The following is a 25,144-nucleotide window of genomic DNA, read 5'->3' on the forward strand; positions in this document are numbered from 1 at the left end:
CCTTACGCAACGGTTAGCTGACCCGCATAGAGTATAAAAAAACGCAGCAGCAGTACGCCGGTCAGGCTGGCGCCGCAGACTGCCAGCACGCCATGAAACGTCGAACTGCGGTTGGCCCAGGGTTTTAGCAGCATCGGCAGTATCAGCCCAAGCCCAGCCACGCCAAGCCAGAACCACCAGGTCCAGAATCCACCGCCCAGTGCCGCCTCCAGCGCGCGCATTTTGCCGTCATCACCCAGCGCCAGACCGACGAAGAACGCCGCCAGCAGGAAGATCTCCAGCCATACCACCGGGACTTCCATACGATGCACAAAGTGCGCTTCGGTACTGTGCGGGTTGCTACGATGGCGTAACGCCATGGCGATCAGCGCCACCGCGGCGCCGGAGGAGATCCCAGAGAACAGGAACAGCACCGGCAGGATCGGGTTATTCAGGAACGGGTAAGATTTCAGCGCCGACAGCAGAAAGCCGGTGTACGCCCCGAGTAGGACCGCCAGCACCAGCATTAACGTCTCAAGCACACGATGGAACGGCCCTATCAACGTCAATACTTTCTGCACGATACCTAACCGCGGCAGCCAGCGCTGTTGCAGAGCAATCACCTCTTTTTCAAAGATTTTTGCCAGCCACAGCACTAACACCACCATGTACAACTGGAACAGCATGACCCCCATCGACATCACCGAAGTGAAGCTGTAGTGGAACATCAGTTTCCAGAAGGTCCATGGACGCGTCAGGTGGAACACCAGAATCAACAGACCGAGGATAATCGCCCCCGGCCCTAACACCAGCGTAGTGCGCAGCAGCGTGCTGTCCGAACCGCCCGCCTCCGGATGGAAGCGACGCAGCAGAATCGCCAGCGTGACCAGTCCGGCAGAGATACCTATCAGGAACAGATAGATGGCAATGGGCCAGTCCCACACCAGTGATTCAAAATGAAATGCAGAAGCGGATGTCATTGGCTCACCTCCCCAAATTTAAAGGGAACGCGGTAGACCTTCGGTTTTGTACCCAACGCCAGCTTGTAACGGTAGGTCGTTTTCTGCTGCAACAAACGGGAGATATCGCTGTTGGGATCGTCCAGATTACCAAACGTCAGCGCCTTCGTCGGACATGACTCAACGCAGGCGGGCTGTTTGCCCGCTTTCAGGTTGGTTTTCCGGCAGAAATCGCATTTATCCGCCGTTTTGCTCACCGGATGGATAAAGCGCACGCGATAAGGACACGCGGCAATGCAGTACTGGCAGCCAACGCAAAGGTCCGGGTTCACATCCACAATGCCGCTGGCGGCATCACGATACGATGCCCCCGTCGGGCAGACGTCAACGCAGGGAGCGTGGTCGCAGTGCTGGCACGAGTGACGGAAGAAGCGATACTTCACATCAGGAAACGTTCCTTGCGGCTCACTGCGAATAATCGTCAGACGCGATACGCCTTCCGGCACGTTGTTGACTTCGCGACAAGCATCCATACAGGCCGTACAGCCGATGCATAATGACTCATCATGTACCATACCGTAACGCACGCCGTTGATGTTCAGCGTCTTCGCCACAACGCGCCCCGCCGTCCCGCTCACTGCCACCAGCGCGCCGACGCCGGTGATAAACTGGCGACGAGAGCAACTCATGGATGCTCCTTAAGCAACGGAATCGACGCCGGGTTAAAGTTCGGATTGTTACGCTGATCGCTGTGGCAATCGACGCAAATCTTGATCCGTCCTTTATCGCTCAGCGTTTGCATCGTGTCTTGCTTCGGATGCAGTGAGTGACAGCTGGCACACGCCACTTTGGTTACATGGACATCGTGCGGCCAGAACGCTTTTTGCAGCTGCTCAGGCAGGTGACAGGACATACAGACGCTGTTCTGCTGCTCCACGTTGTACATCGGCTCATTAAAGCGCATCACATCTTTCACCCCTTCACGGTGGTTCGGTGATGGCTGGCCGTGACAGTTAGTGCAGGTGACCGGCAGTTTGTTATTCGGGTTGATGACTTCCGCATGCTTACCATGCATGCCTTCGGTATCCGGCTTGTGACAGTCCAGACAGGCAGCATCCGGATTACGCTGTTGGGTAACCGTCCAGCGTTGATCCGACTCCTGCGGCGTTGGCGTGGCAGTGATTCCACTCAGGCTCCATAACAAGCCTGACGCCAGCACCCCAGCAGTTAATAACGAACGTAATACGCTCATATTCACTCCGTTGAGTTATCCGCCCCTTGCGGGGCGAAATGGGGTTATTGGCTTAACAGACCGTTTTTACGCGCCTGATCTTCCCACTGCGGAATCACCGTTTTGATGAAGTCCTGCTTCTCAGCATTGATTTGCTGCATGTTGAGACCAATCGCCGCCTGGGCTTTCTCTTTGGTCGAGATATCCGGCAACGGAATTTCATGCGTGATGCCTTTGGTCGCCAGCAAACGGACCAGTTTGGTACGCGCGTCGGCGGCTTTATCCATTGCGCTACCCAGCATCCGCAGACCTTCTTCCGGGGCGTGCATATGAATACCGTGTGAGGCGATAGACAGGTCCCAGCGCCATTGTGCGTGACGGATATCTTCCAGAATCGGCTTCATTTCCGCTTCAGTCGCGCCCGCATCCCATGCGGCTTTCGCTTCGAAGTGCGCACGAACCAGCTGATCTTCAACTTTGATTTTCAGGTCATGAATAGCCTGTTTACGCTCGGCGACCACTTTTTGCAGGGACGCTTTGTCCTGGGTGTGGCAGTTCGCGCAGGTCTGAGGGAAGTTGTCGAACGGGTTACCAATCTTATGGTCGGTATAGATCTTGCCTTCTGCGTTTTGCACTTTCGGCATGTGACAGTCGATACAGGTCACGTTGTTCTTGCCGTGAATGCCCGCGCTCCAGGTTTCATACTCCGGGTGCTGCGCTTTCAGCATCGGCGTTTTAGACAGGGAGTTGGTCCAGTCAGAGAAAGCAATGTTGTCGTAGTATTTCTCCATGTTCTCGACTTTCATGCCGTCGTCCCACGGGAACTTAACGGCTTTGTTTTTACCGTCGAAGTAGTATTCCACGTGGCACTGGCCGCAGACCATGGATTGCTGGTCAAAGCGACCGGCTTTCTCAAACGGTTTACCGATGGCTTCCATCGCGCGTTCTGCATAAGGACGCGACAGGGTCAGTTCTGGCTTGCCTTTGGCGAAGTCTGGTGACGCGGTATTATGGCAATCCGCACAACCGAGGTTGTTAACAATTTCCGGACCGCCGCGCGCCCATTTACCGTGGAAGTAGCCATCTTCACCGTCTTTCTGGATAAGACGCGCTACGTCCGGGCTTTTACAGCTCCAGCAGGCCATCGGCAACGGACCATCTTCTGCCGTTTTTGGTGCGCCGGTACGTAAGGTTTCACGGACATCGGTCACGGCATACGCGTGTCCCCGCGGTTTGTTGTAATCGCGCGAGAATGGGTATCCCGCCCACAGGATCACCAGACGCGGATCTTCTGCCAGTGCATCTTCACGGGCTGATTGCTCAGACGTGGCTTTCCAGGAGAGATATTGATCGGGATGCTGAGGTGCGAAGGTTTCATTCTTCGCTTCAACGGTGACGGTTTTTGCAGGTACAGAAGTTTGTTCAGCGTGAACAGCAGAAATAAATAATAAAGGTAATAACAGGCTGAAGAAACGGCGTACGCGTGATTTTATCCTTGCCATAGGGGTCTCATCCAGATGACGCCATTATCTGCAATGGCGGTTCTTTTATTGTTTTCCACAACAGCAACCACACGAATACTGTCATGACATTGCTCCACCCTATTTGTAACAAGAAACCACACTGAAAATGTTGTTTTTAATCAATTGTAAGTGTATGTAAAATACCACTTTAGAGTTATAACACCCCTCTAATCTCTCACTCTTTTGTCTAATTCAGAGACAGATCACCTTTTCAACAATCCTTTAGATAACTGCATGTTATCGCGAGATTTAATCAATTTTTGCTAGTTCCCTTCAAAATTCAGTTTGTCGCTAATTTGCACAATTCGTTTATTGCGTGATCTGCCGCGCAAATACTAAACAAAACTCTCAAAGCCCCTACATTTAACGTTTATGAGACATATTATTAACATCCTACAAGGAGAACAAAAGCCATGAGCCAAATACATAAACACGCTATTCCCGCAAACATTGCGGATCGTTGCCTGATAAATCCGGAGCAGTACGCAGAGAAATACCAGCAATCCGTTAACGAACCCGACACATTTTGGGGCGAGCAAGGAAAGATTCTTGATTGGATCAAGCCGTACAGCCAGGTGAAGAACACCTCCTTCGCACCAGGCAACGTGTCTATTAAATGGTACGAAGACGGCACCCTGAACCTGGCCGCAAACTGCCTTGACCGTCACCTGCAGGCAAATGGCGATCGTACCGCCATCATCTGGGAAGGCGATGACGCTACCCAAAGCAAAAACATTACCTATCGCGAGTTGCATCGCGATGTCTGCCGTTTCGCCAATACGCTACTGGATTTAGGCATTAAAAAAGGTGACGTAGTGGCCATTTATATGCCGATGGTGCCAGAGGCTGCGGTTGCCATGCTGGCCTGTGCCCGCATAGGGGCCGTGCATTCTGTCATCTTCGGTGGTTTCTCACCGGAAGCCGTCGCCGGACGTATTATCGACTCCAATTCACGCCTGGTGATCACCGCCGACGAAGGCGTACGCGCCGGGCGCGCTATCCCACTGAAAAAGAACGTGGATGATGCGCTGAAAAACCCAAACGTGAAAACCGTTGAACATGTGGTCGTCCTCAAACGTACCGGTGGCAAAACGGAGTGGCAGGAAGGCCGTGACCTGTGGTGGTCCGATCTTATCGAGAAAGCCAGCTCAGAACACCAACCGGAAGAGATGAACGCGGAAGATCCGCTGTTTATCCTGTATACCTCCGGTTCAACCGGCAAGCCGAAAGGCGTGCTGCACACCACCGGCGGGTATCTGGTCTACGCTGCAACCACCTTTAAGTACGTGTTTGATTACCATCAGGGCGATATCTATTGGTGCACCGCTGACGTGGGTTGGGTAACCGGACACAGCTACCTGCTGTACGGCCCGCTGGCCTGCGGTGCAACCACGCTGATGTTCGAAGGCGTACCAAACTGGCCAACGCCTGCGCGTATGTCGCAGGTTGTGGACAAGCACAAGGTCAATATTCTGTATACCGCACCGACCGCCATTCGCGCACTGATGGCAGAAGGCGACAAAGCGATTGAAGGTACTGACCGTTCGTCGCTGCGTATCCTGGGTTCCGTTGGCGAGCCGATCAACCCGGAAGCGTGGGAGTGGTACTGGAAGAAGATCGGCAACGAAAAATGCCCGGTCGTCGATACCTGGTGGCAGACCGAAACCGGGGGATTCATGATCACCCCACTGCCGGGCGCTACCGAGCTGAAAGCCGGTTCTGCAACCCGTCCATTCTTTGGCGTACAGCCTGCGATTGTCGATAACGAAGGTAATCCACTGGAAGGCGCGACGGAAGGTAACCTGGTGATTACCGACTCGTGGCCAGGCCAGGCGAGAACGCTGTTTGGCGATCACGAACGCTTTGAGCAAACCTACTTCTCTACCTTCAAGAATATGTACTTCAGCGGCGACGGCGCGCGCCGTGACGAAGATGGCTATTACTGGATCACCGGACGTGTGGACGATGTGCTGAACGTCTCTGGCCACCGTCTGGGAACGGCTGAAATCGAATCGGCGCTGGTGTCGCATCCGAAGATTGCCGAAGCCGCGGTGGTGGGAATTCCGCATAATATTAAAGGCCAGGCGATCTACGCCTACGTCACGCTGAATCACGGTGAAGAGCCGTCACCTGAGTTGTACGCCGAGGTTCGCAACTGGGTGCGTAAAGAAATTGGCCCGCTGGCAACGCCAGACGTGCTGCACTGGACCGACTCACTGCCGAAAACCCGCTCCGGCAAAATCATGCGCCGCATCCTGCGCAAAATTGCGGCGGGCGATACCAGCAATCTGGGCGATACCTCGACCCTCGCCGATCCTGGCGTCGTGGAGAAACTGCTCGAAGAGAAGCAGGCCATCGCGATGCCATCATAACAAAGTCCTGAAAATGCCGGATGGCGACGCGAAAGCGTCTTATCCGGCCTACAAATCTGACCCTACCCTCTCTTCACCGGGAGGGAAATATAAAAAACCTCCCCCAAAGGATTTCGTGTTACAGGAAGGCGGCAAGCGAGCACATCCCCAAGAGCATAGTTCACTATGTGACTGGGGTGGGCAAGTGCGGCCAACGAACTTGTAGCACGAAAGACGCAGGGGGACCTCTGGAGAGCTCTGTGATGAATGACCAAATTTATCAGCGGATAGAAGACAGTGCGCGTTTCAGGGAGTTAGTAGAAAAACGGCAACGGTTTGCCATCATTCTGTCCATCATCATGCTGGCAGTTTATATCAGCTTTATTTTATTGATTGCCTTTGCGCCGGGCTGGCTGGGTACTCCGCTACACGCGGGAACCAGCGTCACCCGCGGTATTCCGATTGGGGTCGGTGTGATCCTTATCTCTTTCATCCTGACCGGGATCTACATCTGGCGGGCAAACGGTGAATTCGATCGCCTGAACAATGCGGTTTTGCACGAGGTTAAAGCATCATGAAGAGAGTCCTGACGGCGCTTGCCGCCACGCTGCCCTTCGCCGCAAACGCGGCGGATGCTATTAGCGGTGCAGTCCAACGCCAGCCAACCAACTGGCAGGCGATTATTATGTTCCTGATTTTCGTCATCTTTACGCTCGGCATTACCTACTGGGCGTCAAAGCGCGTACGTTCGCGTAATGACTACTACACCGCTGGCGGTAACATCACCGGTTTCCAGAACGGGCTGGCGATTGCGGGCGACTATATGTCGGCGGCATCTTTCCTCGGGATTTCCGCGCTGGTCTTTACCTCCGGTTATGACGGGCTGATCTATTCACTCGGCTTCCTGGTCGGCTGGCCAATTATTCTGTTCCTGATTGCTGAGCGTTTGCGTAACCTGGGTCGTTACACCTTTGCAGACGTTGCGTCTTATCGTCTGAAGCAAGGGCCAATCCGTATTCTGTCCGCCTGTGGTTCCCTGGTGGTGGTTGCGCTGTATCTGATCGCCCAGATGGTTGGTGCAGGTAAGCTGATTGAGCTGCTGTTTGGTCTGAACTATCACATCGCTGTCGTACTGGTTGGCGTGCTGATGATGATGTACGTTTTGTTTGGCGGCATGTTGGCGACCACCTGGGTACAGATCATCAAAGCCGTACTGTTGCTGTTCGGTGCCAGCTTCATGGCCTTTATGGTGATGAAACACGTCGGCTTTAGCTTCAATAATCTGTTCACCGAAGCGATGGCGGTACACCCGAAAGGTTCAGCCATTATGAGCCCGGGCGGGTTGGTAAAAGACCCAATCTCCGCACTGTCGTTAGGTCTCGGCCTGATGTTTGGTACGGCAGGCTTGCCGCACATCCTGATGCGCTTCTTCACGGTTAGCGATGCCCGTGAAGCACGTAAGAGTGTGTTCTACGCCACCGGTTTTATGGGTTATTTCTACATCCTGACCTTTATCATCGGCTTTGGCGCAATCATGCTGGTTGGTGCAAATCCGGCGTACAAAGATGCTGCGGGCGCGCTGATTGGCGGTAATAACATGGCGGCGGTTCACCTGGCGAATGCGGTAGGCGGTAACCTGTTCCTCGGCTTCATCTCGGCAGTGGCGTTTGCCACCATTCTGGCGGTGGTTGCCGGCCTGACGCTGGCGGGCGCATCGGCGGTTTCTCACGATCTGTACGCCAACGTGTTCCGCAAAGGCGCCACCGAACGTGAAGAGCTGCGGGTTTCGAAAATCACCGTGCTGGTGCTGGGCGTGATTGCCATCGTGCTCGGCGTGCTGTTCGAAAACCAGAACATCGCCTTCATGGTCGGCCTGGCGTTCGCCATCGCGGCGAGCTGTAACTTCCCCATCATTCTGCTCTCTATGTACTGGTCGAAACTGACCACGCGTGGCGCAATGTTGGGTGGCTGGTTAGGCCTGCTGACGGCAGTCGTGCTGATGATTCTTGGTCCAACAATTTGGGTACAGATCCTGGGTCACGAAAAAGCCATTTTCCCGTATGAGTATCCGGCGTTGTTCTCCATCAGCGTAGCATTCCTCGGGATCTGGTTCTTCTCTGCCACCGACAACTCAGAAGAAGGCAACCGCGAACGCGAGCAGTTCCGTGCTCAGTTCATTCGTTCCCAGACCGGGTACGGCGTAGAACAAGGTCGCGCGCACTAACTTCCCTTTTCCTCCGGCTTTCGGGCCGGAGGATTACATCCTTTCTCAGAACATCAGCCTCGCCACCAGCGGTGCCACCAGCACCATTACCACGCCGGAAAGCATCATCACCAGGCTGGCAACGACCCCTTCCTGCTGACCGAGTTCATAAGAGCGTGCCGTGCCTGCGCCGTGCGATGCTGCGCCAAATCCTGCGCCTTTCGCCATCCCTTCACGAATGGAAAGCCGTAAAAACAGCACATCGCCGACCGCCATACCAAATACGCCGGTCACCACCACGAACAATGCCACCAGGTCCGGCTGCCCGCCCAACGGTTCTGCCGCCGCCAGCGCAAACGGTGTGGTGACGGAGCGCACCGCCAGACTGCGTTGGATCTCATCAGGCAACATAAACAGGCGCGCCAGCCATACGGAACTGGTGACGGCCACCAGCGTTGCCGTTACCACGCCCGCCGTCAGCGACATCCAGTGACGCTTAATCACGGCAAGGTTGTCATACACCGGAACGGCAAACGCGATGGTCGCCGGGCCTAACAGCCACAGCAACCAGTGCGATTCACCAATATAGTTTTGCCAGGAGATATGGCCGAAAACCAGCATCAGCACCAGCAGGGCCGGGGTGAGAACTAATGGCATCAGGGGTAATTTACGAAAACGGCGATACAGGCGCTTATTGGCAAAGTAGATACCCAGCGTAATCACCAGACACAACACGCTTAACTGGAAATTACTCACGGTTTAGCCTGCGCATTTCATAGCGATACACTTTATCCACCACCCACGCCGTTGCGCCGAGCACCATCAGCGTACTGATCGCAATCACGGCAAATATACGCCAGCCATCAACCAGCAACAGCTGCGTGTAGTTCACAACGGCGACCACCGCCGGGACAAAAAACAGCAGCATTTCAGCCAGTAACCAGCGAGCACCTGCGCGAATCCAGTTCAGCGGGATAACTCGACAGACAATTAACGCCAGCATCAGCACCATCCCGACCAGGTTGGCAGGAAGCGGCAGATGCAGCCAGGAGACAAGATATTGAGCAAATACAAAAAGACCTGCGTACAACAGAACCTGAACAGGAATCTGGAGTCGATGAATAACGGCAGGCGTCACGCGGCTTATCGCCACAGCCATGAGGGTATGTCCTTAAAAAATAGAGAGCGCCAGTATAGAGAGCCCCCGTCCAGGACTGAAATGAATTAAACTCATTGCAGGCATAGTCTTAAGGAATAATCATGGATATCAGAACGCTGCGATATTTTGTTGAGGTGGTTCGTCAGCAGAGCTTTACCCGCGCAGCGGAGAAGCTTTTTGTCACCCAGCCCACCATCAGTAAGATGTTGAAGAACCTTGAAGACGAGCTTAACTGCACGCTGTTAATCCGCGACGGTCGGCGACTGCTGTTAACCGATACCGGGCAGGTCGTTTTCGAACGCGGCCTGGCAATCCTTGCCGAGTTTCGCCAGCTTGAAGCGGAACTCAGTGACATTAATCACCTCAACAAGGGCGTGCTGCGCCTCGGTATTCCGCCCATGGTGGGGATGTTGATGGCCGGGCCGATCGGCCTGTTTCGCCAGCGCTATCCCGGCGTAGAGCTGAAGGTCTCTGAATTTGGCGGCTTAACCGTTCAGCAGGCGGTAATGAACGGTGACCTGGATGTCGCGATGACCGCGCTGCCGGTTGAAGAAGAGAGCGGTCTGGCAACCTTACCGCTTTTTAGCCATCCACTCTGTGTGTTGGTTCCTCGCTCCGGCCAGTGGACAACGTGCGAATCCATTTCCCCCGAGGCGCTGGCGGAACATCCGCTGCTTATCTACAACGAAGATTTCGCGTTGAGCCGCCAATTGCTTGAGCTGTTTAGCCAACACAACGTCAAGCCCCGCATCGCGGTGCGCAGCGGGCAGTGGGATTTTCTGGCGGCAATGGTACAAGCCGGAGTCGGGATTGCCATTTTACCGGAGCCGATTTGCCAGCGGCTGGATAAGCAAACGTTGCGCTGGATCCCTCTGGAGAGCGACTTACGCTGGCAGTTGGGCATGATTTGGCGCGAAGGCGTTTATCTGTCGCACAGCGCCCAGGCGTGGCTCAAATGCTGTGAAGGGTTTTGGCTACCGCAAGCGTCGTAAAATGCCGGATGCGGCTAACGCCTTATCCGGCCTACATCGGTATGCCGGTGTTGTAGGCCTGATAAGCGTAGCGCATCAGGCACGTTCACCCGCATTAAAATCCATGATTTCACCTGCCCAATCTTGCGGGTACAAACCGTGCCTCACATCACGATGAAATGTTGAAAAAGGCCAATCCTGTACCTGTTTTACCCAGGCGTGCTTCACAGGGTTAATGTAAATATAATCAACATGCTGGCGATAATCATGTTCATCACGGATGGTGTGCTCCCAAAAGCGAGATTGCCAGATATGTCGGGAAGACAATGAGTGGGTGAAATGCTTCTTAATTTCCCGCCAGCGAGAGGAATAATCCGCATCATTGCCAGGTAACGTCCATATACAATGCATATGCTCGGGTAAAACGACCCACGCATTGATGCGAAAAGGCCTAACCTTTTTGACCGCAGCGATTGCACACCGAAGCGCGTGAATGTTGTCTGTCAGAAGGTGGCTTCGACGGTCCTGCAGATTTACCGTAAAAAACCAGGTTCCCCCATTGATGTAATTTCGTCGATAGTTGGACATGTTTCCCCCTTTCCTCAACCGTATGGAGAAAAGAGGGAATCGACAAGAGGGATGGATTCGTTCAGGAATGTCGCTCGCAAATTACACGATGAATAATTTCTTGCAGCCAGTTGCGCGCCATTTGGCCCACCTTTCGCCGGATGCGGCTAGCGCCTTATCCGGCCTGCATCGCTATTGCCGGTCTTGTAGGCCTGATAAGCGTAGCGCATCAGGCACCCCTTCGCCGGATGCGGCTAGCGCCTTATCTGGCCTACATCGCTGTTGCCGGTCTTGTAGGCCTGATAAGCGTAGCGCATCAGGCACACCCTTCGCCGGATGCGGCTAGCGCCTTATCCGGCCTACATCGCTGTTGCCGGTTTTGTAGGCCTGATAAGCGTAGCGCATCAGGCACACCCTTCGCCGGATGCGGCTAGCGCCTTATCTGGCCTACATCGCTGTTGCCGGTCTTGTAGGCCTGATAAGCGTAGCGCATCAGGCGCTATCGTTTACTGATTCTCAATCAACAGCGCTTCCAGCAAATCCAGGTCGTGCAGTAGTTTTTGCAGCGTTTCATTGCTGATTTCACGCGTGGCGCGCAGGTGATAAAGCTCTGCGCGTTCTGAACGCAGCGCTGCCAGGCGGAAACGTCGCTCGAGGTTTTCTTCCTGCATCGAGCTTTCCACATCGTTGCGCCCGTCGGCGCGTCGGCGCAGGTTACCAATCACGCGTGAACTCACCTCGGTGAGCAACTGGTTATCGATGTTCTCTTCGGTGTCCGCGGCCAGTCGCTCCTCCATTTTCTGGATCGCGACAATCGCCACTTCTGCCGTGGCGGCGCGGGCAATACGTTCCTCTTTCTGCTGCTGCGAGTGGTCTGCCACTTCCAGATGTTGTAGCAGAATCGGCAGCATCACCACGCCAACAAACAGCGAGAACAGGATCACGCCTGCGGCAAGGAAGATCAGCTCATATCGCGCCGGGAAGCCGCTACCGTCCGGTAACAACAGTGGAATGGAGAGCACACCGGCGAGGGTAATGGCCCCGCGTACACCGGCAAAAGAGGCGATCATGATTTCACGCGTCGTCCAGGATCCAAACTCCATCGGTTTTTTCTTCAGGAAGCGCAGACTGAACTTTTTCATGGTCCACAGCCAGCCAAAACGCACCAGCATTAGCGCCACGTAAATCAGCACGACATCGGTAAACAGCATCCAGATTTCAACATTCGGATCGGCCTCGGCCGCCGCCAAAGAAGACTCCAGAATTCCCGGTAACTGTAGCCCTAACAGCAAGAAGACCATGCCGTTAAACACAAACTCCAGCATCGCCCAGGTACTGTTAGCACGTAAACGCATCGCCAGCGGCGCGCGGCGCATCACCCCGGAACGGGTGATCGTCATCCCGGCAGCGACCGCTGCGAGGATACCGGAAACGCCGATATGTTCCGCAATCAGGTAAGACGCAAACGGCAGCAGGAACAGCAGGACGATTTGCGTTGCCGGCTCGTCACCGCCCCAGCGGCTGAGGAAGCGCAGGGAGCGGCCGTACAGCCAACTGACGACAAAACCAGCCAGGATGCCGCCAATCGCCACTTTGAAGAACTCAAGCGTTGCGCCACCAACGGTGAATACCATTGTGCCCATCGCCACGGCGACGGCAAACTTCAGAGAGACCAGACCGGAGGCGTCGTTCATCAACGCTTCGCCCTGCAGGATACCCATGATTTTCTTCGGTATACGTCCCTCTCCCACAATGCCGGAAAGTGCGACGGCATCGGTTGGCGATAGCACAGCAGCCAGCGCAAAGGCTGGGATGAGAGGGATCCCCGGCACCAGCCAGTAAATCATAAATCCAATGCCGACCACCGTGACCAGCACCAGCGCCAGTGCCAGGCCGAAAATCTCTCGCCCGTGCTCGAGAAACTCACGCGTTGGCGTCTTCCAGCCATCGGCAAAGAGCAGCGGCGGGATGAACAGAACCAGGAACAGCTCAGGATCGAATTCCACATGCAAACCAAACGTCGGCCACGCCAGCAAGGCGCCGATGGCGATCTGCATAAGGGGTAAAGGAAGTTGGAAGGGCAATACGCGAGTAAATACCCCCGACAGCGAGACCACAAGGGTCATGATGAGTATGGTGAAAAAGATTTCCATGCGTTCCCTGTTTGCGATGTTTCTTATGATTGCTAATGAGAGGCGTCGTGCCTCAATTCTATCTAATTGAGAGTAACGCAAAAGACAACGAGTGTGTTCTGAAAATGAAAACGGGCGGCCAAAGCCACCCGTTTTTAGGATCTTCAGGAAATCAGAATCAGATAGCCCAACCGCCGGCGTAGAAGGCCACCAGCGCGATGGCGATCACCACGGTGCCGATGTTCAATTTGCGCCATTCACCAGAAACGATGCGGCCAATTACCAGGGTCGCAAAGCCAATCATGATGCCGGTAACGATGTTACAGGTCAGCACGATAAATACGGCCGTAACCAGTCCTGCCATTGCGTCGACAAAGTCAGCGAAATCGATTTTCGCAACATTGCTCAGCATCAACAGACCCACATACATCAGCGCAGGTGCCGTTGCGTACACAGGTACAAGATAAGAGAGCGGAGAGAGGAACAGGATCAGCAGGAACAGTACGCCAACGGTGATCGCTGTCAGGCCAGTTTTACCGCCTGCCGCCGTACCCGCTGCGGATTCAATGTAAACCGCCGCCGGAGCTGCACCCACCAGACCAGAGAACACGCTGCTCAGGGAGTCAGTGGTCAGCGCTTTGCCACCGTCGATAATCTGTCCGTCTTTATCCAGCAGATTCGCCTGTCCGGCTACCGCGCGGATGGTTCCAGTTGCATCGAAGACAGCGGTCATGACCAGCGCCAGCACGCTCGGCAGGACAATCGGGTTCAGTGCCCCCATGATATCCAGGCTGCCGATCAGCGAGTTGCCGTTTTCATCACTCAGAGACGGCATGGCAAAAATGCCGGAGAAATGCACTGCCGGGTCGAAAATCAGACCAACCACTGAAATACCGATAATGGTCAGCAGAATGCCACCCGGTACTTTCAGTTTTTCGAGGCCAATAATCACCGCCAGACCAATTAACGACATAATGACCGGGAAGGTATCGAAGTCACCCAGCGCAACCGGCAGGCCGTCCAGCGGGTTCTTAATTACCAGACCGACACCGTTTGCCGCAATCAGCAGCAGGAACAGGCCGATACCAATCCCCGTACCATGCGCAACGCCCTGCGGCAGATTGCGCAGGATCCAGCTACGGATACCGGTCGCGGAAATGATGGTAAACAGGACCCCCATCAGGAACACCGCACCCAGCGCAACGGGCACGCTAATATGTTGGCCCAGCACCAGGCTGAATGCGGTAAATGCGGTCAGAGAAATGGCGCAACCAATTGCCAGCGGCAGGTTTGCCCACAGGCCCATCACAATAGAACCGACGCCCGCGACCAGACAGGTCGCCACAAATACAGCAGCAGGTGGGAACCCGGCTTTACCCAGCATCCCCGGAACCACGATAACGGAGTAGACCATGGCCAGGAAGGTCGTTAATCCGGCAACGACTTCCTGACGAACGGTACTGCCGCGGAGCGAAATTTTAAACCAGGCGTCGAGTGAACCGCCGGTACGCGCTGAAGGCGTAGACATAGAAAACATCCCCTGAGAGTTTATTTTTTCGTCATTATGCGTGCTGGACAATCCACTGCCTGCTAAACGTTTTCTCCATGTGCCAGGTTTGCGTCAATAGGGGTGTCGCAAAAAAGCAAACGTTTAGCTCCGCGCATAAAAAACGGGTGGTAAAAAAAAGCAAACGATTATCCAGCGATCATACGCTGGTTTTCAACTGAACTTTGCCGCTTTTTACTCATTTCTTCTTATAACGCGCAAGAAATAACCAGTCGATGCGCAAACGTTATCGTCAATGCGCAATTTGGCAACAAATTTCGCGGAGTGATTACATCATCGGCGTGTTTATTTCGCGCAACTCGCGCAAGAAAACAGGTGAAGATGCGTAAAATTTTTTGGCTAAAAAATCACCATTTCACTGGCAAATGGAGGGAGGTGGCTTACACTTACATTATCAACACAGGCCGGAACCTCCCCTAATGTGCTCGACTGAGGGGTGTTGATGTCGGGGGAAACCCTCCCGTGAACCAGCGGGATAGAGTGAAAGACAAAGACCGGAACCAAACTAAAGCGCCCTCTGTGGCGCTTTAGTTTTATATCCTTCATACCCGTCACATATTTTAAACCAATTAATCATCTTCCAGCAGGCGCGCTCCGGTCCCCTGCTCGCCAAGCTGATCGCCAGGGTTACGCAACGGGCAATCGCTACGTGACAAGCATCCGCAACCAATACACCCATCCAGCTCATCGCGTAGCGCCACCAAAGTATGGATGCGTCGGTCCAGTTCTTCACGCCATTGCGAAGAGAGCTGCTTCCACTCTTTGGCACTAAGCGAATGCCCCTCAGGTAATACACCTAACGCGTCACCGATCGTGGCCAGCGGGATCCCGATGCGTTGAGCAATCTTGATTATCGCGACGTAACGCAACACATCACGTTTGTATCGCCGCTGATTGCCGCTGTTGCGCATGCTACTGATTAACCCTTTGCTTTCATAGAAATGCAGGGTCGATACCGCCACGCCGCTACGTTTGGCGACTTCACCTGGTGTGAGCAGCGCTTTTATCCGGGGTAATTTCTTTTCCATAAATCGCTTTACCTCAAGTTAACTTGAGGAATTATACTCGCCCACAGACAAAACGACGAATCGAATACTGAGAAAGAGGCAGCCCTATGTCCCATCAGCAGATTATTCAGACCCTTATTGAATGGATTGATGAACATATCGATCAACCGCTGAACATTGAGGCGGTGGCGAAAAAATCAGGTTACTCGAAGTGGTATTTACAAAGAATGTTCCGCACGGTGACGCGCCAGACCTTGGGTGACTACATCCGCCAGCGTCGACTTTTGCTGGCCGCCGTTGAACTGCGGACAACTGAGCGACCTATTTTTGATATCGCGATGGATCTTGGTTATGTGTCGCAACAAACCTTCTCGCGTGTGTTTCGCCGCGAATTTGATCGTACTCCCAGCGACTACCGCCATCGTCTGTAAGATTATTGCCCGCTCTGCGTCAGTATGGCGGGCGACCGTTGTATCCAGTGCATGAACTCCTGCGGCGGCAGCGCCTTCGCAAAATACCAGCCCTGACAATACTGTACGCCGCGTTCAAGCAGCCATTCGATTTGCTCCTTCGTTTCCACCCCTTCCGCAATCGTCTTCAGGTGTAAGCTTTGTGCCATCTCAATAATATGTTCGGCAATCAAGTGACTGGTGCTGTTAGTGGACAACGTGCTAATAAACGATTTGTCGATCTTCAGGATATCGACATTCAGCGCTGACAAATTATGCAGATTGGAATATCCCGTGCCAAAATCATCAAATGCCACTTCATAACCCGCTTTGCGGAACGCCTGGATTACGGGGGTCATTTTATGTACATCTATGAACCCACGCTCGGTCACTTCGACTTTAATTTGCTGGGCCGCCACGGAGTACTCACGATTTTTGTCGTTAATCAGAGCAATCAATCGGGATGAATGAAAGTCAGAAGCGGAAAGGTTAATCGATATAGAAAGCTGAGGATGCGCCGAAAGAAAATACCCCAAATCGTTGAACACCTCTTCAACGACATAATCCGTGATCCGCTCAATCATTCCCTCTTTTTCAGCCAGTGGAATAAACTCCGTCGGGCTCATCACCTCACCTTTACAGCCCGGCCAGCGCAGCAGAGCTTCAGCGCCAACACATTGACCGTTCTTGATATCAATAATCGGCTGGTAATGCAGGCAAAGCTGACGTTTTTTGATCGCGCGTTTTAGCAAACGCCGAGGGGATAAGTATTCCTGACGCGTGCGCCACCACATTAGCAATATCAGGATGCTGCAGATAATCCCGAAGGGAATGGTTAATGCCGCCTCGTGATAGAAAATCTGACTTACGCGGTTGTCTGAGGTCGACACAATAATCGCAATTGGACGTTTTTCTGAATGCACGATGGTGTAGAAGCGATCGTCTTGTTGAAAGGTCGAGGCTTCACCGCGTATGAGCGGCGCGAATTGCGCAATATTTGCCGCTTCACTAGCAGAGAAAAACGTATCTGTTACTGTGTCATACACGCCCCAGGAGAGATCCGGATCATCTGACATGACTTCGCTGTAGGACAATGGATTGATGACTGCGACGTAGTTCCCGCGTTGCATGTACGTCATTCTGTAGCCAGCGAAAAAAGGGGTATCGCGGTAGTAATAGATGGCGATATCCGGCGTACGTTTATAATCGGCTGTCGGCATAATATAAGTAACAGGCGGCGCCATCGACGTAGAGCACAAAAAGTGATCGCCCTGCGCATAAATTAGCTCACTGATATATAAACGACCGCGAATAATATTTAGCATACTTTTCTGATGTGCCGGGGTACACATCTTACCCTGATACAACTGGGCCATATCACGCGCCAAATCAGCTTGTAGGATCACCAATTCTGTTTTATTTAACACCAGTTGAGCAAAAGAGCGGAGTTGGCTATGGGTTTCGGTCATCGCCCGGATGTGCGCAAACCATATCGCCAGCACCACGGGGAACAATACCACCATGAATGTTCCCAGGAACTTCAGCATCTTGCGTCGCGCACTGTGATTCATGTCAGCCCTATTTCCCTGTTTCGTATATGCCAGAACCCATCAAGGCAGGATGCTATAAACACCGACTGATTAAGTTGCATGAATCTATCAGTATTAGCAACAGACTTCTCTATGTAAAAGTCTGATAATAGTTGATGATGATATTATTTTTCCGTAAGGCAAACTTAAAGTTATGCTTATTTCATAACGTTATTATCCCCACGGAGTAATTTTTTATGAGCATTATCCTGGCTGCATTTAAGAAATTCATTAATTTTTTTTAACGTTTAATTTAGGATAAATATAACAAGCAGACTAAATGCATGTTTAAAACATGGTTATTTATTATCAACTCTTCATTAAACAAAACCACACACTTGAAGTGGTTATAAGCCTACAAAAATAACGGCCAATACTGGTGAACAAACGACCAGATGTGATATAGTTCACAAAAATCATGTAACAGAAACAATGTTTCATTCATGTTATTGCCCGTCGATAGCCAGAGTATCACACCCTCGGTGAACACCCCCGCGCTGTCCTGGGCATCCAGACTTTCTGAGGACGTTTTTCATGGCGACAATAACAACTGGCGTGGTTCTTCTGCGGTGGCAACTACTCAGCGCGGTGCTGATGTTTTTAGCCAGTACGCTCAATATCCGTTTTCGTAAATCAGATTATATTGGCCTGGCCGTCATTAGCAGCGGTTTAGGGCTGGTTTTTGCCTGCTGGTTTGCGACTGGATTGCTCGGCATAACCCTGGTGGATATGTCCGCTATCTGGAAGAACATTGAAACCGTAATGGTTGACGTGATGAGCCACACACCGCCAGATTGGCCGATGGTGTTGAACTGATAACAAAATTGCATATGGCTACCCCAGTCTTGAGGTAGCCATTATTTTCAGCGTAACGCAGTGGGATTAGAACGGAATATCGTCGTCGAAATCCATCGGCGGCTCGTTAGACGGCGCTGCCGGCGCTGACTGTTGCGGGCGAGACTGTGCGCCGCCGCTGAACTGGTTGCCACCCTGCGGCTGCTGAGGTTGACCCCAACCGCCCTGCTGCTGACCGCCACCTGCCGGAGCACCACCACCCTGACGACCACCCAGCATTTGCATGGTGCCGCCAACGTTAACCACAACTTCTGTGGTGTACTTTTCTACACCGGACTGATCGGTCCATTTGCGGGTACGCAGCTGACCTTCGATATAGACCTGAGAACCTTTACGCAGATATTCGCTGGCCACTTCCGCCAGTTTGCCAAACAGCACAACACGGTGCCATTCAGTCTGCTCTTTCATTTCACCAGTCGCTTTATCACGCCAGGATTCGGAAGTAGCCAGCGTAATGTTGGCAACTGCGCCACCATTCGGCATATAGCGTACTTCCGGGTCCTGGCCCAGATTACCGACGAGAATCACCTTGTTTACGCCTCTGCTGGCCATGATCGTGTCTCCTGAAAACGTTACTGAATAAGTGTAAGCGCGGGATTGTAGCATTTCCAATAGCGCTTTTACTACGTTGCGAAGTTGATTCCAGTAAACAACTCCAGCCAGACATTGTTGCACAGACGTCTGCGTTTTGCATTCCAATACTGTATATCCATTCAGGTCAGGTTGTGTCATAATTAACCGTTTGTGATCGCCGGTAGCACCATGCAGCCAGGCAAAAAAGCGTTTAATCCGGGAAAGATGAATGGATAAGATCGAAGTTCGGGGCGCCCGCACCCATAATCTCAAAAACATCAACCTCGTCATCCCGCGCGACAAGCTGATTGTCGTCACCGGGCTTTCGGGCTCAGGCAAATCTTCGCTCGCTTTCGACACCTTATATGCCGAAGGGCAGCGTCGTTACGTTGAATCCCTTTCCGCGTACGCGCGTCAATTTCTGTCGCTGATGGAAAAACCGGACGTCGACCACATTGAGGGGCTCTCTCCTGCCATCTCAATTGAACAAAAATCGACGTCCCATAACCCGCGATCCACGGTAGGTACAATTACCGAAATTCACGACTATCTGCGTCTGCTGTTTGCCCGCGTTGGCGAGCCGCGCTGTCCGGATCACGACGTTCCCCTGGCAGCGCAGACCGTAAGCCAGATGGTGGATAACGTCCTGTCGCAGCCGGAAGGTAAGCGGCTGATGCTGCTGGCGCCGGTGATCAAAGAGCGTAAAGGCGAGCACACCAAAACGCTGGAAAACCTGGCAGGCCAGGGCTATATCCGCGCCCGTATCGACGGTGAAGTCTGTGATCTTTCCGATCCGCCCAAGCTTGAGCTGCAAAAGAAACACACCATTGAAGTGGTGATTGACCGCTTTAAAGTCCGTGACGACCTCACCCAACGACTGGCGGAATCCTTTGAAACCGCACTGGAACTGTCCGGCGGTACGGCGGTCGTTGCCGATATGGACGATCCGAAAGCGGAGGAGCTGCTGTTCTCCGCCAACTTCGCCTGCCCTATCTGCGGCTATAGCATGCGCGAACTGGAACCGCGGCTGTTCTCGTTTAACAACCCGGCGGGCGCGTGTCCAACCTGTGACGGTCTCGGCGTGCAGCAATATTTCGATCCTGATCGGGTGATCCAAAACCCGGAGCTGTCGCTGGCCGGTGGTGCTATCCGCGGTTGGGATCGCCGTAACTTCTATTACTTCCAGATGCTTAAGTCTCTGGCGGAACACTATAAATTCGACGTTGAAGCCCCGTGGGCCAGCCTGAACCCTACCGTGCATAAAGTCGTACTGTACGGTTCCGGTAAAGAGAATATCGAATTTAAATACATGAACGATCGCGGTGATACGTCCGTACGTCGCCATCCGTTCGAAGGCGTATTGCACAATATGGAGCGCCGCTATAAAGAAACGGAATCCAGCGCGGTACGTGAAGAATTAGCCAAGTTCATCAGTAACCGTCCTTGCGCTAGCTGTGAAGGGACGCGTTTACGCCGGGAAGCCCGTCACGTATTTGTTGAAAATACGCCGCTACCTGCGATTTCTGACATGAGCATCGGTCATGCAATGGATTTCTTCAACAATCTGAAGCTTGCGGGTCAGCGGGCGAAGATTGCCGAGAAAATTCTTAAAGAGATTGGCGATCGTCTGAAGTTCCTGGTCAACGTCGGCCTCAACTACCTGACGCTATCGCGGTCGGCGGAAACACTCTCCGGCGGTGAGGCCCAGCGTATTCGCCTGGCAAGCCAGATCGGTGCGGGTCTGGTCGGTGTAATGTACGTACTGGATGAACCGTCTATCGGTTTGCATCAACGCGATAACGAGCGTCTGCTGGGTACGCTTATCCACCTGCGTAATCTGGGAAATACCGTCATTGTGGTCGAGCACGATGAAGATGCAATTCGCGCCGCTGACCACGTTATCGATATCGGCCCGGGCGCGGGTGTTCACGGCGGTCAGGTCGTCGCCGAAGGGACGCTCGACGACATCATGGCAGTGCCTGAGTCGCTGACCGGCCAGTACATGAGCGGTAAACGCAAGATTGAAGTGCCTAAACAGCGCGTTGCGGCTGACCCAGAGAAAGTGCTGAAGCTCACCGGTGCACGCGGTAACAACCTGAAAGATGTCACCCTGACGCTGCCGGTAGGTTTATTTACCTGCATTACCGGTGTTTCCGGTTCGGGTAAATCGACGCTGATTAACGACACACTGTTCCCGATTGCACAGACGGCGCTAAACGGTGCGACGCTGGCTGAACCTGCGCCGTATCGCGACGTTCAAGGCCTGGAGCATTTCGACAAAGTGATCGACATTGACCAAAGCCCGATTGGCCGTACGCCGCGCTCTAACCCGGCAACCTACACCGGGGTGTTTACGCCAGTGCGCGAACTGTTTGCCGGTGTACCGGAGTCACGAGCACGCGGTTACACGCCGGGGCGTTTCAGCTTTAACGTCCGTGGCGGACGCTGTGAAGCCTGTCAGGGCGACGGCGTGATCAAAGTCGAAATGCACTTCCTGCCGGATATCTACGTGCCGTGCGATCAGTGCAAAGGCAAGCGCTATAACCGCGAAACGTTAGAAATTAAGTACAAAGGCAAGACTATCCACGAAGTGCTGGATATGACGATTGAAGAAGCACGTGAGTTCTTCGATGCCGTTCCGGCGCTGGCACGTAAGCTGCAAACGCTGATGGACGTTGGCCTGACGTACATTCGACTGGGTCAGTCCGCTACCACGCTCTCGGGCGGTGAAGCACAGCGCGTGAAGCTGGCGCGCGAGCTGTCCAAACGCGGTACCGGGCAAACGCTGTATATTCTCGATGAGCCGACCACCGGTCTGCATTTTGCGGATATTCAGCAACTGTTGGACGTGCTGCATCAACTCCGGGATCAGGGCAACACCATCGTGGTGATTGAGCACAATCTGGACGTGATTAAGACCGCAGACTGGATTGTCGATCTCGGTCCGGAAGGCGGCAGCGGCGGCGGCGAAATCCTTGTCTCCGGCACACCAGAAACGGTCGCTGAGTGTGAAGCCTCACACACGGCCCGCTTCCTCAAACCGCTGTTGTAATTACGCAACACTTGTCTGGCCTACAGAATATGCATAAAGCCTGTAGGCCGGATAAGGCGCTTGCGCCGCATCCGGCAACAGTTGCGCCTGATGGCACTGCGCTTATCAGCACCTACGAAACTACAGAATACGCATAAAGCTTGTAGGCCGGATAAGGCGCTTGCGCCGCATCCGGCTACCGTTGTGCCTGATGGCGCTGCGCTTATCAGGCCTACGAAACTACAGACCAGGTATAAAGCTTGTAGGCCGGATAAGGCGCTTGCGCCGCATCCGGCAACGGTTATGCCTGATGGCGCTACGCTTATCAGGCCTACGAAACTACAGACCAGGTATAAAGCTTGTCGGCCGGATAAGGCGCTTGCGCCGCATCCGGCGAAACGGATCAGGGCTGCGTCAGTATCCGGCGTTTATCTTCCGGCAACGTGTTCACAGCCTGCTGATAAGAGGCGTCGACCAGATAATAAATCTGTGAATCCGGCAGCGAGCCGTCCAGATACACCGTACTCCAGTGCGCCTTATTGAGATGCCTGCTTGGCCGAACATCGCTATGCTGCTGGCGCAACAGTTCTGCCAGTTCAGGGCTGGTTTTCAGAGACACCGCCGGGCGTTCTTCCACCTCTTTTACCATGGCAAAAAGCACATCTTCGACTTTGATTTGCGTGGCCTTCCAGTCACTGTGAACGCTCTGCTCCGCGCCCGTTTTTGCCATGCAGTATTGCAGCAACTCCGAATTCGTCATCTTTATTCCCCTTACCAGCATATTGCCTCATGAGAACATCTTTTATTCAGTGTGCAGCAAGTCCGCAAAAGGTAAAAGCCAGCAATGTAAATTTGTTTAAAAAAACAGCAATCCGCAGCCAGCGTCCTCAATATTCCGAGTTGACGATCACCTCTTCACCAAACGCACCGGCCTGTGGCAGCGGCTTATAAGTGGAGTTAGAGGCGCGCAAAATGCGAATACCGCGAATACCCACGTCGCGAGCGGCAGTGATGTCATTATCGGAGTCACCGTAGAACATGCGGATATTTTTATCCTGCAGCCACTGCGTTTTGGTGTTCTGACCCGGCTTGTCGCCGGCAAAAATGACCGGATTCATATTTCCAGCTGGGATGTGAAAGTTATCAGACAACGTTTTCGACACCGTTTCAGTCTTCGTCTGGCTACGCCCGGTCACGAAAAAGATGCTGTCACCGCGACGCACGTGCATATCAATCAGTTGGCGCGCGACTTCTTTTGGAATACTGAACTCGTCCCAGCCATTGTTCATTTTTTCCCAGAAGGCCGGATTCTTCAGGTAATCCTCACTGTCCGGAGAATACGTTTTTTTACCGCGCCAGAAGCCTGGGCTGGAAAAGAGGACAGTGTCATCGATATCAAACCCGACGGCCATCGGCGGACGTCCGGTCAGGCTGTTTTCAATTTGTGCCACGGAGACCCAGTGAATGGGAGCCTGCTCAGCGAGCTTTGCAACGTTAGTGCCTGGATTGAGCTGAGAGGGAGAAGAAACGAGTGCCTGGGCTGGCTGATTTAGCGTGAACAATAAACAAACGGCACTCAGTGCCAACGTAAACTTGCGCATATTTTTCCCTAAGTAGTCAGTTAGTTATCATTTTTTTATTAACAACTGGTCAAAAAACTATCTGACCTTACCCCTTAGGGGGAGGGAAAGGAAGGATTTTCTCTGGTTTTGTCCTGGAAAAGGAGCACGATCACATTGGAAAACAGGCCTGATGGCGCGACGCTTATCAGGCCTGCAAAGTCGGTTACATGACGGCGGCAAATGCCTTCGCCACGCGCTGCACGTTACCGTGATTCAACCCGGCCACGCACATGCGACCGCTGGCGATCAGGTATACACCGAACTCATCGCGCAGACGATCAACCTGGGCTGCGCTAAGCCCGGTATAGCTGAACATCCCGCGCTGTTGCAGCAGGTAGTCAAAGTTACGGCCTGGGATCTCCGTATTCAATACGTTAACCAACTCCTGGCGCATCGCCAGAATGCGGGTACGCATCTCTTCAACTTCCGCCAGCCAATTGGCTTTCAGCGCGTCATCACCCAGTACCGCGGCAACTACCTGCGCACCAAAGTTTGGCGGGCTGGAGTAGTTTCGACGCACCGTCGCTTTTAGCTGCCCCAGCACGCGGCTGGCGGTATCAGCGTCTTCACATACCACTGACAGTCCGCCGACACGCTCGCCGTACAAGGAGAAAATCTTCGAGAATGAGTTGCTGACAAGAGCGGGCAATCCGGCGCTGGCAATGGCGCGAATCGCATAGGCGTCGTCTTCCATTCCACCACCAAAGCCCTGGTAAGCAATATCCAGGAACGGGATCAGATCGCGTGCTTTCAGGATCTCAATAACGCTATCCCACTGCGTAGGCCTTAAATCCGCCCCTGTCGGGTTATGGCAGCACGGATGTAGCAGCACGATGCTGCGCGCCGGTAGGGTATTCAGCGTTGCCAGCAGGTCGTTGAAACGCACGCCGTTGGTCGTGTCGTCATACCATGGGTAAGTGCTTACTTCGAATCCGGCACCTTCAAAAATCGCGATATGGTTTTCCCAGGTCGGATCGCTGACCCACACGCCAGAATCAGGGAAATAACGTTTCAGGAAGTCTGCGCCAACCTTTAACGCACCGGAGCCGCCCAGCGTCTGAATGGTTGCGACGCGCTGCTGCTGGAGAACCGGATGTTCTGCGCCAAACAGCAGCGGCGCAATAGTATGGCGATACGTGTTCAGACCTTCCATCGGCAGATACAGCGAAGCGCCATGCGGTTTGGCATTGAGGCGGGCTTCCGCTTCCGCCACAGCTTTAAGCTGAGGAATAATGCCGTCTTCGTTGTAATACAGGCCGATACTGAGATTCACTTTGTCGCTACGTGAATCTTCTTTGAAGCGCTCCATGAGCGATAAAATCGGGTCGCCGGCGTAGGCGTCAACTTTTTGAAACACGTGTGGTTCTCCGGGTTTA

Annotated in this window: 22 protein-coding genes; 7 read left to right on the plus strand and 15 right to left on the minus strand. The window is 53.4% G+C overall.

Annotation, left to right across the window (positions count from 1 at the left end):
- Positions 1-2 precede the first annotated feature (2 nt).
- From nrfD to nrfA, 4 genes are read right to left on the minus strand one after another with little or no spacing between them, the layout of a single operon-like run.
- Positions 3-959, minus strand: coding sequence for a cytochrome c nitrite reductase subunit NrfD (gene nrfD / locus OGX90_RS06430; RefSeq protein ID WP_008786935.1), 957 nt, complete (start codon positions 957-959; stop codon positions 3-5).
- A complete protein-coding gene (gene nrfC, locus OGX90_RS06435; protein ID WP_003031761.1) occupies positions 956-1,627 on the minus strand; it encodes a cytochrome c nitrite reductase Fe-S protein in 672 nt (223 codons plus the stop codon). Before nrfC ends, nrfD begins: the two co-directional genes overlap by 4 nt.
- Complete coding sequence (nrfB, locus tag OGX90_RS06440; protein WP_003826649.1) at positions 1,624-2,190, minus strand: cytochrome c nitrite reductase pentaheme subunit; 567 nt, start codon at positions 2,188-2,190, stop codon at positions 1,624-1,626. Before nrfB ends, nrfC begins: the two co-directional genes overlap by 4 nt.
- Before the next feature lie 44 nt (positions 2,191-2,234).
- Positions 2,235-3,671 (minus strand): ammonia-forming nitrite reductase cytochrome c552 subunit, encoded by a 1,437-nt coding sequence (nrfA, locus tag OGX90_RS06445; RefSeq protein ID WP_003826647.1) that lies wholly within the window; start codon positions 3,669-3,671, stop codon positions 2,235-2,237.
- A gap of 434 nt (positions 3,672-4,105) precedes the next feature.
- Here nrfA and acs point away from each other — a divergent pair, with 434 nt between their 5' ends.
- The 3 genes from acs (at position 4,106) to actP (ending at position 8,267) form a co-directional block, all read left to right on the plus strand.
- Entirely contained in the window at positions 4,106-6,064 is a 1,959-nt protein-coding gene (gene acs, locus OGX90_RS06450; RefSeq protein ID WP_286623372.1) for an acetate--CoA ligase, read from the plus strand.
- A gap of 242 nt (positions 6,065-6,306) precedes the next feature.
- Positions 6,307-6,621, plus strand: a complete 315-nt coding sequence (locus OGX90_RS06455; protein ID WP_286623373.1) for a DUF485 domain-containing protein — start codon at positions 6,307-6,309, stop codon at positions 6,619-6,621.
- Positions 6,618-8,267, plus strand: coding sequence for a cation/acetate symporter ActP (gene actP / locus OGX90_RS06460; RefSeq protein ID WP_008786931.1), 1,650 nt, complete (start codon positions 6,618-6,620; stop codon positions 8,265-8,267). The genes OGX90_RS06455 and actP overlap by 4 nt, the downstream gene beginning before the upstream one ends.
- Positions 8,268-8,312: 45 nt before the next feature.
- On the opposite strand, the gene OGX90_RS06465 is transcribed toward actP, so the two are convergent.
- Positions 8,313-9,002 (minus strand): LrgB family protein, encoded by a 690-nt coding sequence (locus OGX90_RS06465; RefSeq protein WP_003031745.1) that lies wholly within the window; start codon positions 9,000-9,002, stop codon positions 8,313-8,315.
- Positions 8,995-9,405, minus strand: coding sequence for a CidA/LrgA family protein (locus OGX90_RS06470; RefSeq protein ID WP_003826638.1), 411 nt, complete (start codon positions 9,403-9,405; stop codon positions 8,995-8,997). The genes OGX90_RS06465 and OGX90_RS06470 overlap by 8 nt, the downstream gene beginning before the upstream one ends.
- 101 nt (positions 9,406-9,506) lie before the next feature.
- Here OGX90_RS06470 and OGX90_RS06475 point away from each other — a divergent pair, with 101 nt between their 5' ends.
- Entirely contained in the window at positions 9,507-10,397 is an 891-nt protein-coding gene (locus OGX90_RS06475; protein ID WP_032942105.1) for a LysR family transcriptional regulator, read from the plus strand.
- 75 nt (positions 10,398-10,472) lie between these two features.
- Here the strand turns inward: OGX90_RS06475 and OGX90_RS06480 are convergent, their stop codons facing one another.
- The 4 genes from OGX90_RS06480 to soxR all read right to left on the minus strand — a co-directional run bounded on the left by OGX90_RS06480 (position 10,473) and on the right by soxR (position 15,670).
- Positions 10,473-10,964 (minus strand): REP-associated tyrosine transposase, encoded by a 492-nt coding sequence (locus tag OGX90_RS06480; RefSeq protein ID WP_060683098.1) that lies wholly within the window; start codon positions 10,962-10,964, stop codon positions 10,473-10,475.
- A 485-nt stretch (positions 10,965-11,449) separates the two neighbouring features.
- Complete coding sequence (locus tag OGX90_RS06485) at positions 11,450-13,096, minus strand: Na+/H+ antiporter (protein WP_003826634.1); 1,647 nt, start codon at positions 13,094-13,096, stop codon at positions 11,450-11,452.
- A 157-nt stretch (positions 13,097-13,253) separates the two neighbouring features.
- On the minus strand, positions 13,254-14,603 hold the full coding sequence (gene ghxP, locus OGX90_RS06490; protein WP_003826632.1) for a guanine/hypoxanthine transporter GhxP: 1,350 nt from the start codon (positions 14,601-14,603) through the stop codon (positions 13,254-13,256).
- 608 nt (positions 14,604-15,211) lie between these two features.
- On the minus strand, positions 15,212-15,670 hold the full coding sequence (gene soxR, locus OGX90_RS06495) for a redox-sensitive transcriptional activator SoxR (protein ID WP_003826630.1): 459 nt from the start codon (positions 15,668-15,670) through the stop codon (positions 15,212-15,214).
- A gap of 86 nt (positions 15,671-15,756) precedes the next feature.
- On the opposite strand from soxR, the gene soxS reads away from it, so the two are divergent.
- Positions 15,757-16,080 (plus strand): superoxide response transcriptional regulator SoxS, encoded by a 324-nt coding sequence (soxS, locus tag OGX90_RS06500; RefSeq protein WP_003031731.1) that lies wholly within the window; start codon positions 15,757-15,759, stop codon positions 16,078-16,080.
- Between the two features lie 2 nt (positions 16,081-16,082).
- Here soxS and pdeC read toward each other — a convergent pair whose 3' ends face one another.
- Positions 16,083-17,669 carry a cyclic di-3',5'-guanosine monophosphate phosphodiesterase PdeC gene (gene pdeC / locus OGX90_RS06505; protein WP_048236344.1) on the minus strand — a complete coding sequence of 529 codons (1,587 nt, stop codon included), beginning with the start codon at positions 17,667-17,669 and terminating at the stop codon, positions 16,083-16,085.
- Positions 17,670-18,221: 552 nt separating this feature from the next.
- On the opposite strand from pdeC, the gene OGX90_RS06510 reads away from it, so the two are divergent.
- Positions 18,222-18,503 carry a YjcB family protein gene (locus OGX90_RS06510; RefSeq protein ID WP_003826625.1) on the plus strand — a complete coding sequence of 94 codons (282 nt, stop codon included), beginning with the start codon at positions 18,222-18,224 and terminating at the stop codon, positions 18,501-18,503.
- 66 nt (positions 18,504-18,569) lie between these two features.
- Here OGX90_RS06510 and ssb1 read toward each other — a convergent pair whose 3' ends face one another.
- Positions 18,570-19,094 carry a single-stranded DNA-binding protein SSB1 gene (gene ssb1, locus OGX90_RS06515; RefSeq protein ID WP_003826621.1) on the minus strand — a complete coding sequence of 175 codons (525 nt, stop codon included), beginning with the start codon at positions 19,092-19,094 and terminating at the stop codon, positions 18,570-18,572.
- A gap of 250 nt (positions 19,095-19,344) precedes the next feature.
- Between ssb1 and uvrA the strand changes: the two genes are divergently transcribed.
- Positions 19,345-22,167 (plus strand): excinuclease ABC subunit UvrA, encoded by a 2,823-nt coding sequence (gene uvrA / locus OGX90_RS06520; protein ID WP_061547501.1) that lies wholly within the window; start codon positions 19,345-19,347, stop codon positions 22,165-22,167.
- A 382-nt stretch (positions 22,168-22,549) separates the two neighbouring features.
- Here uvrA and OGX90_RS06525 read toward each other — a convergent pair whose 3' ends face one another.
- From OGX90_RS06525 to tyrB, 3 genes are all read right to left on the minus strand, one after another.
- Positions 22,550-22,906, minus strand: a complete 357-nt coding sequence (locus tag OGX90_RS06525) for an MmcQ/YjbR family DNA-binding protein (RefSeq protein ID WP_008786927.1) — start codon at positions 22,904-22,906, stop codon at positions 22,550-22,552.
- 127 nt (positions 22,907-23,033) lie between these two features.
- Entirely contained in the window at positions 23,034-23,747 is a 714-nt protein-coding gene (aphA, locus tag OGX90_RS06530; protein ID WP_003826615.1) for an acid phosphatase AphA, read from the minus strand.
- A 184-nt stretch (positions 23,748-23,931) separates the two neighbouring features.
- A complete protein-coding gene (tyrB, locus tag OGX90_RS06535; protein WP_048227486.1) occupies positions 23,932-25,125 on the minus strand; it encodes an aromatic amino acid transaminase in 1,194 nt (397 codons plus the stop codon).
- Positions 25,126-25,144: the final 19 nt, after the last annotated feature.

It is taken from the genome of Citrobacter sp. Cpo012, from assembly GCF_030333015.1.
GTDB classification, from domain to species: Bacteria; Pseudomonadota; Gammaproteobacteria; order Enterobacterales; family Enterobacteriaceae; genus Citrobacter; species Citrobacter portucalensis.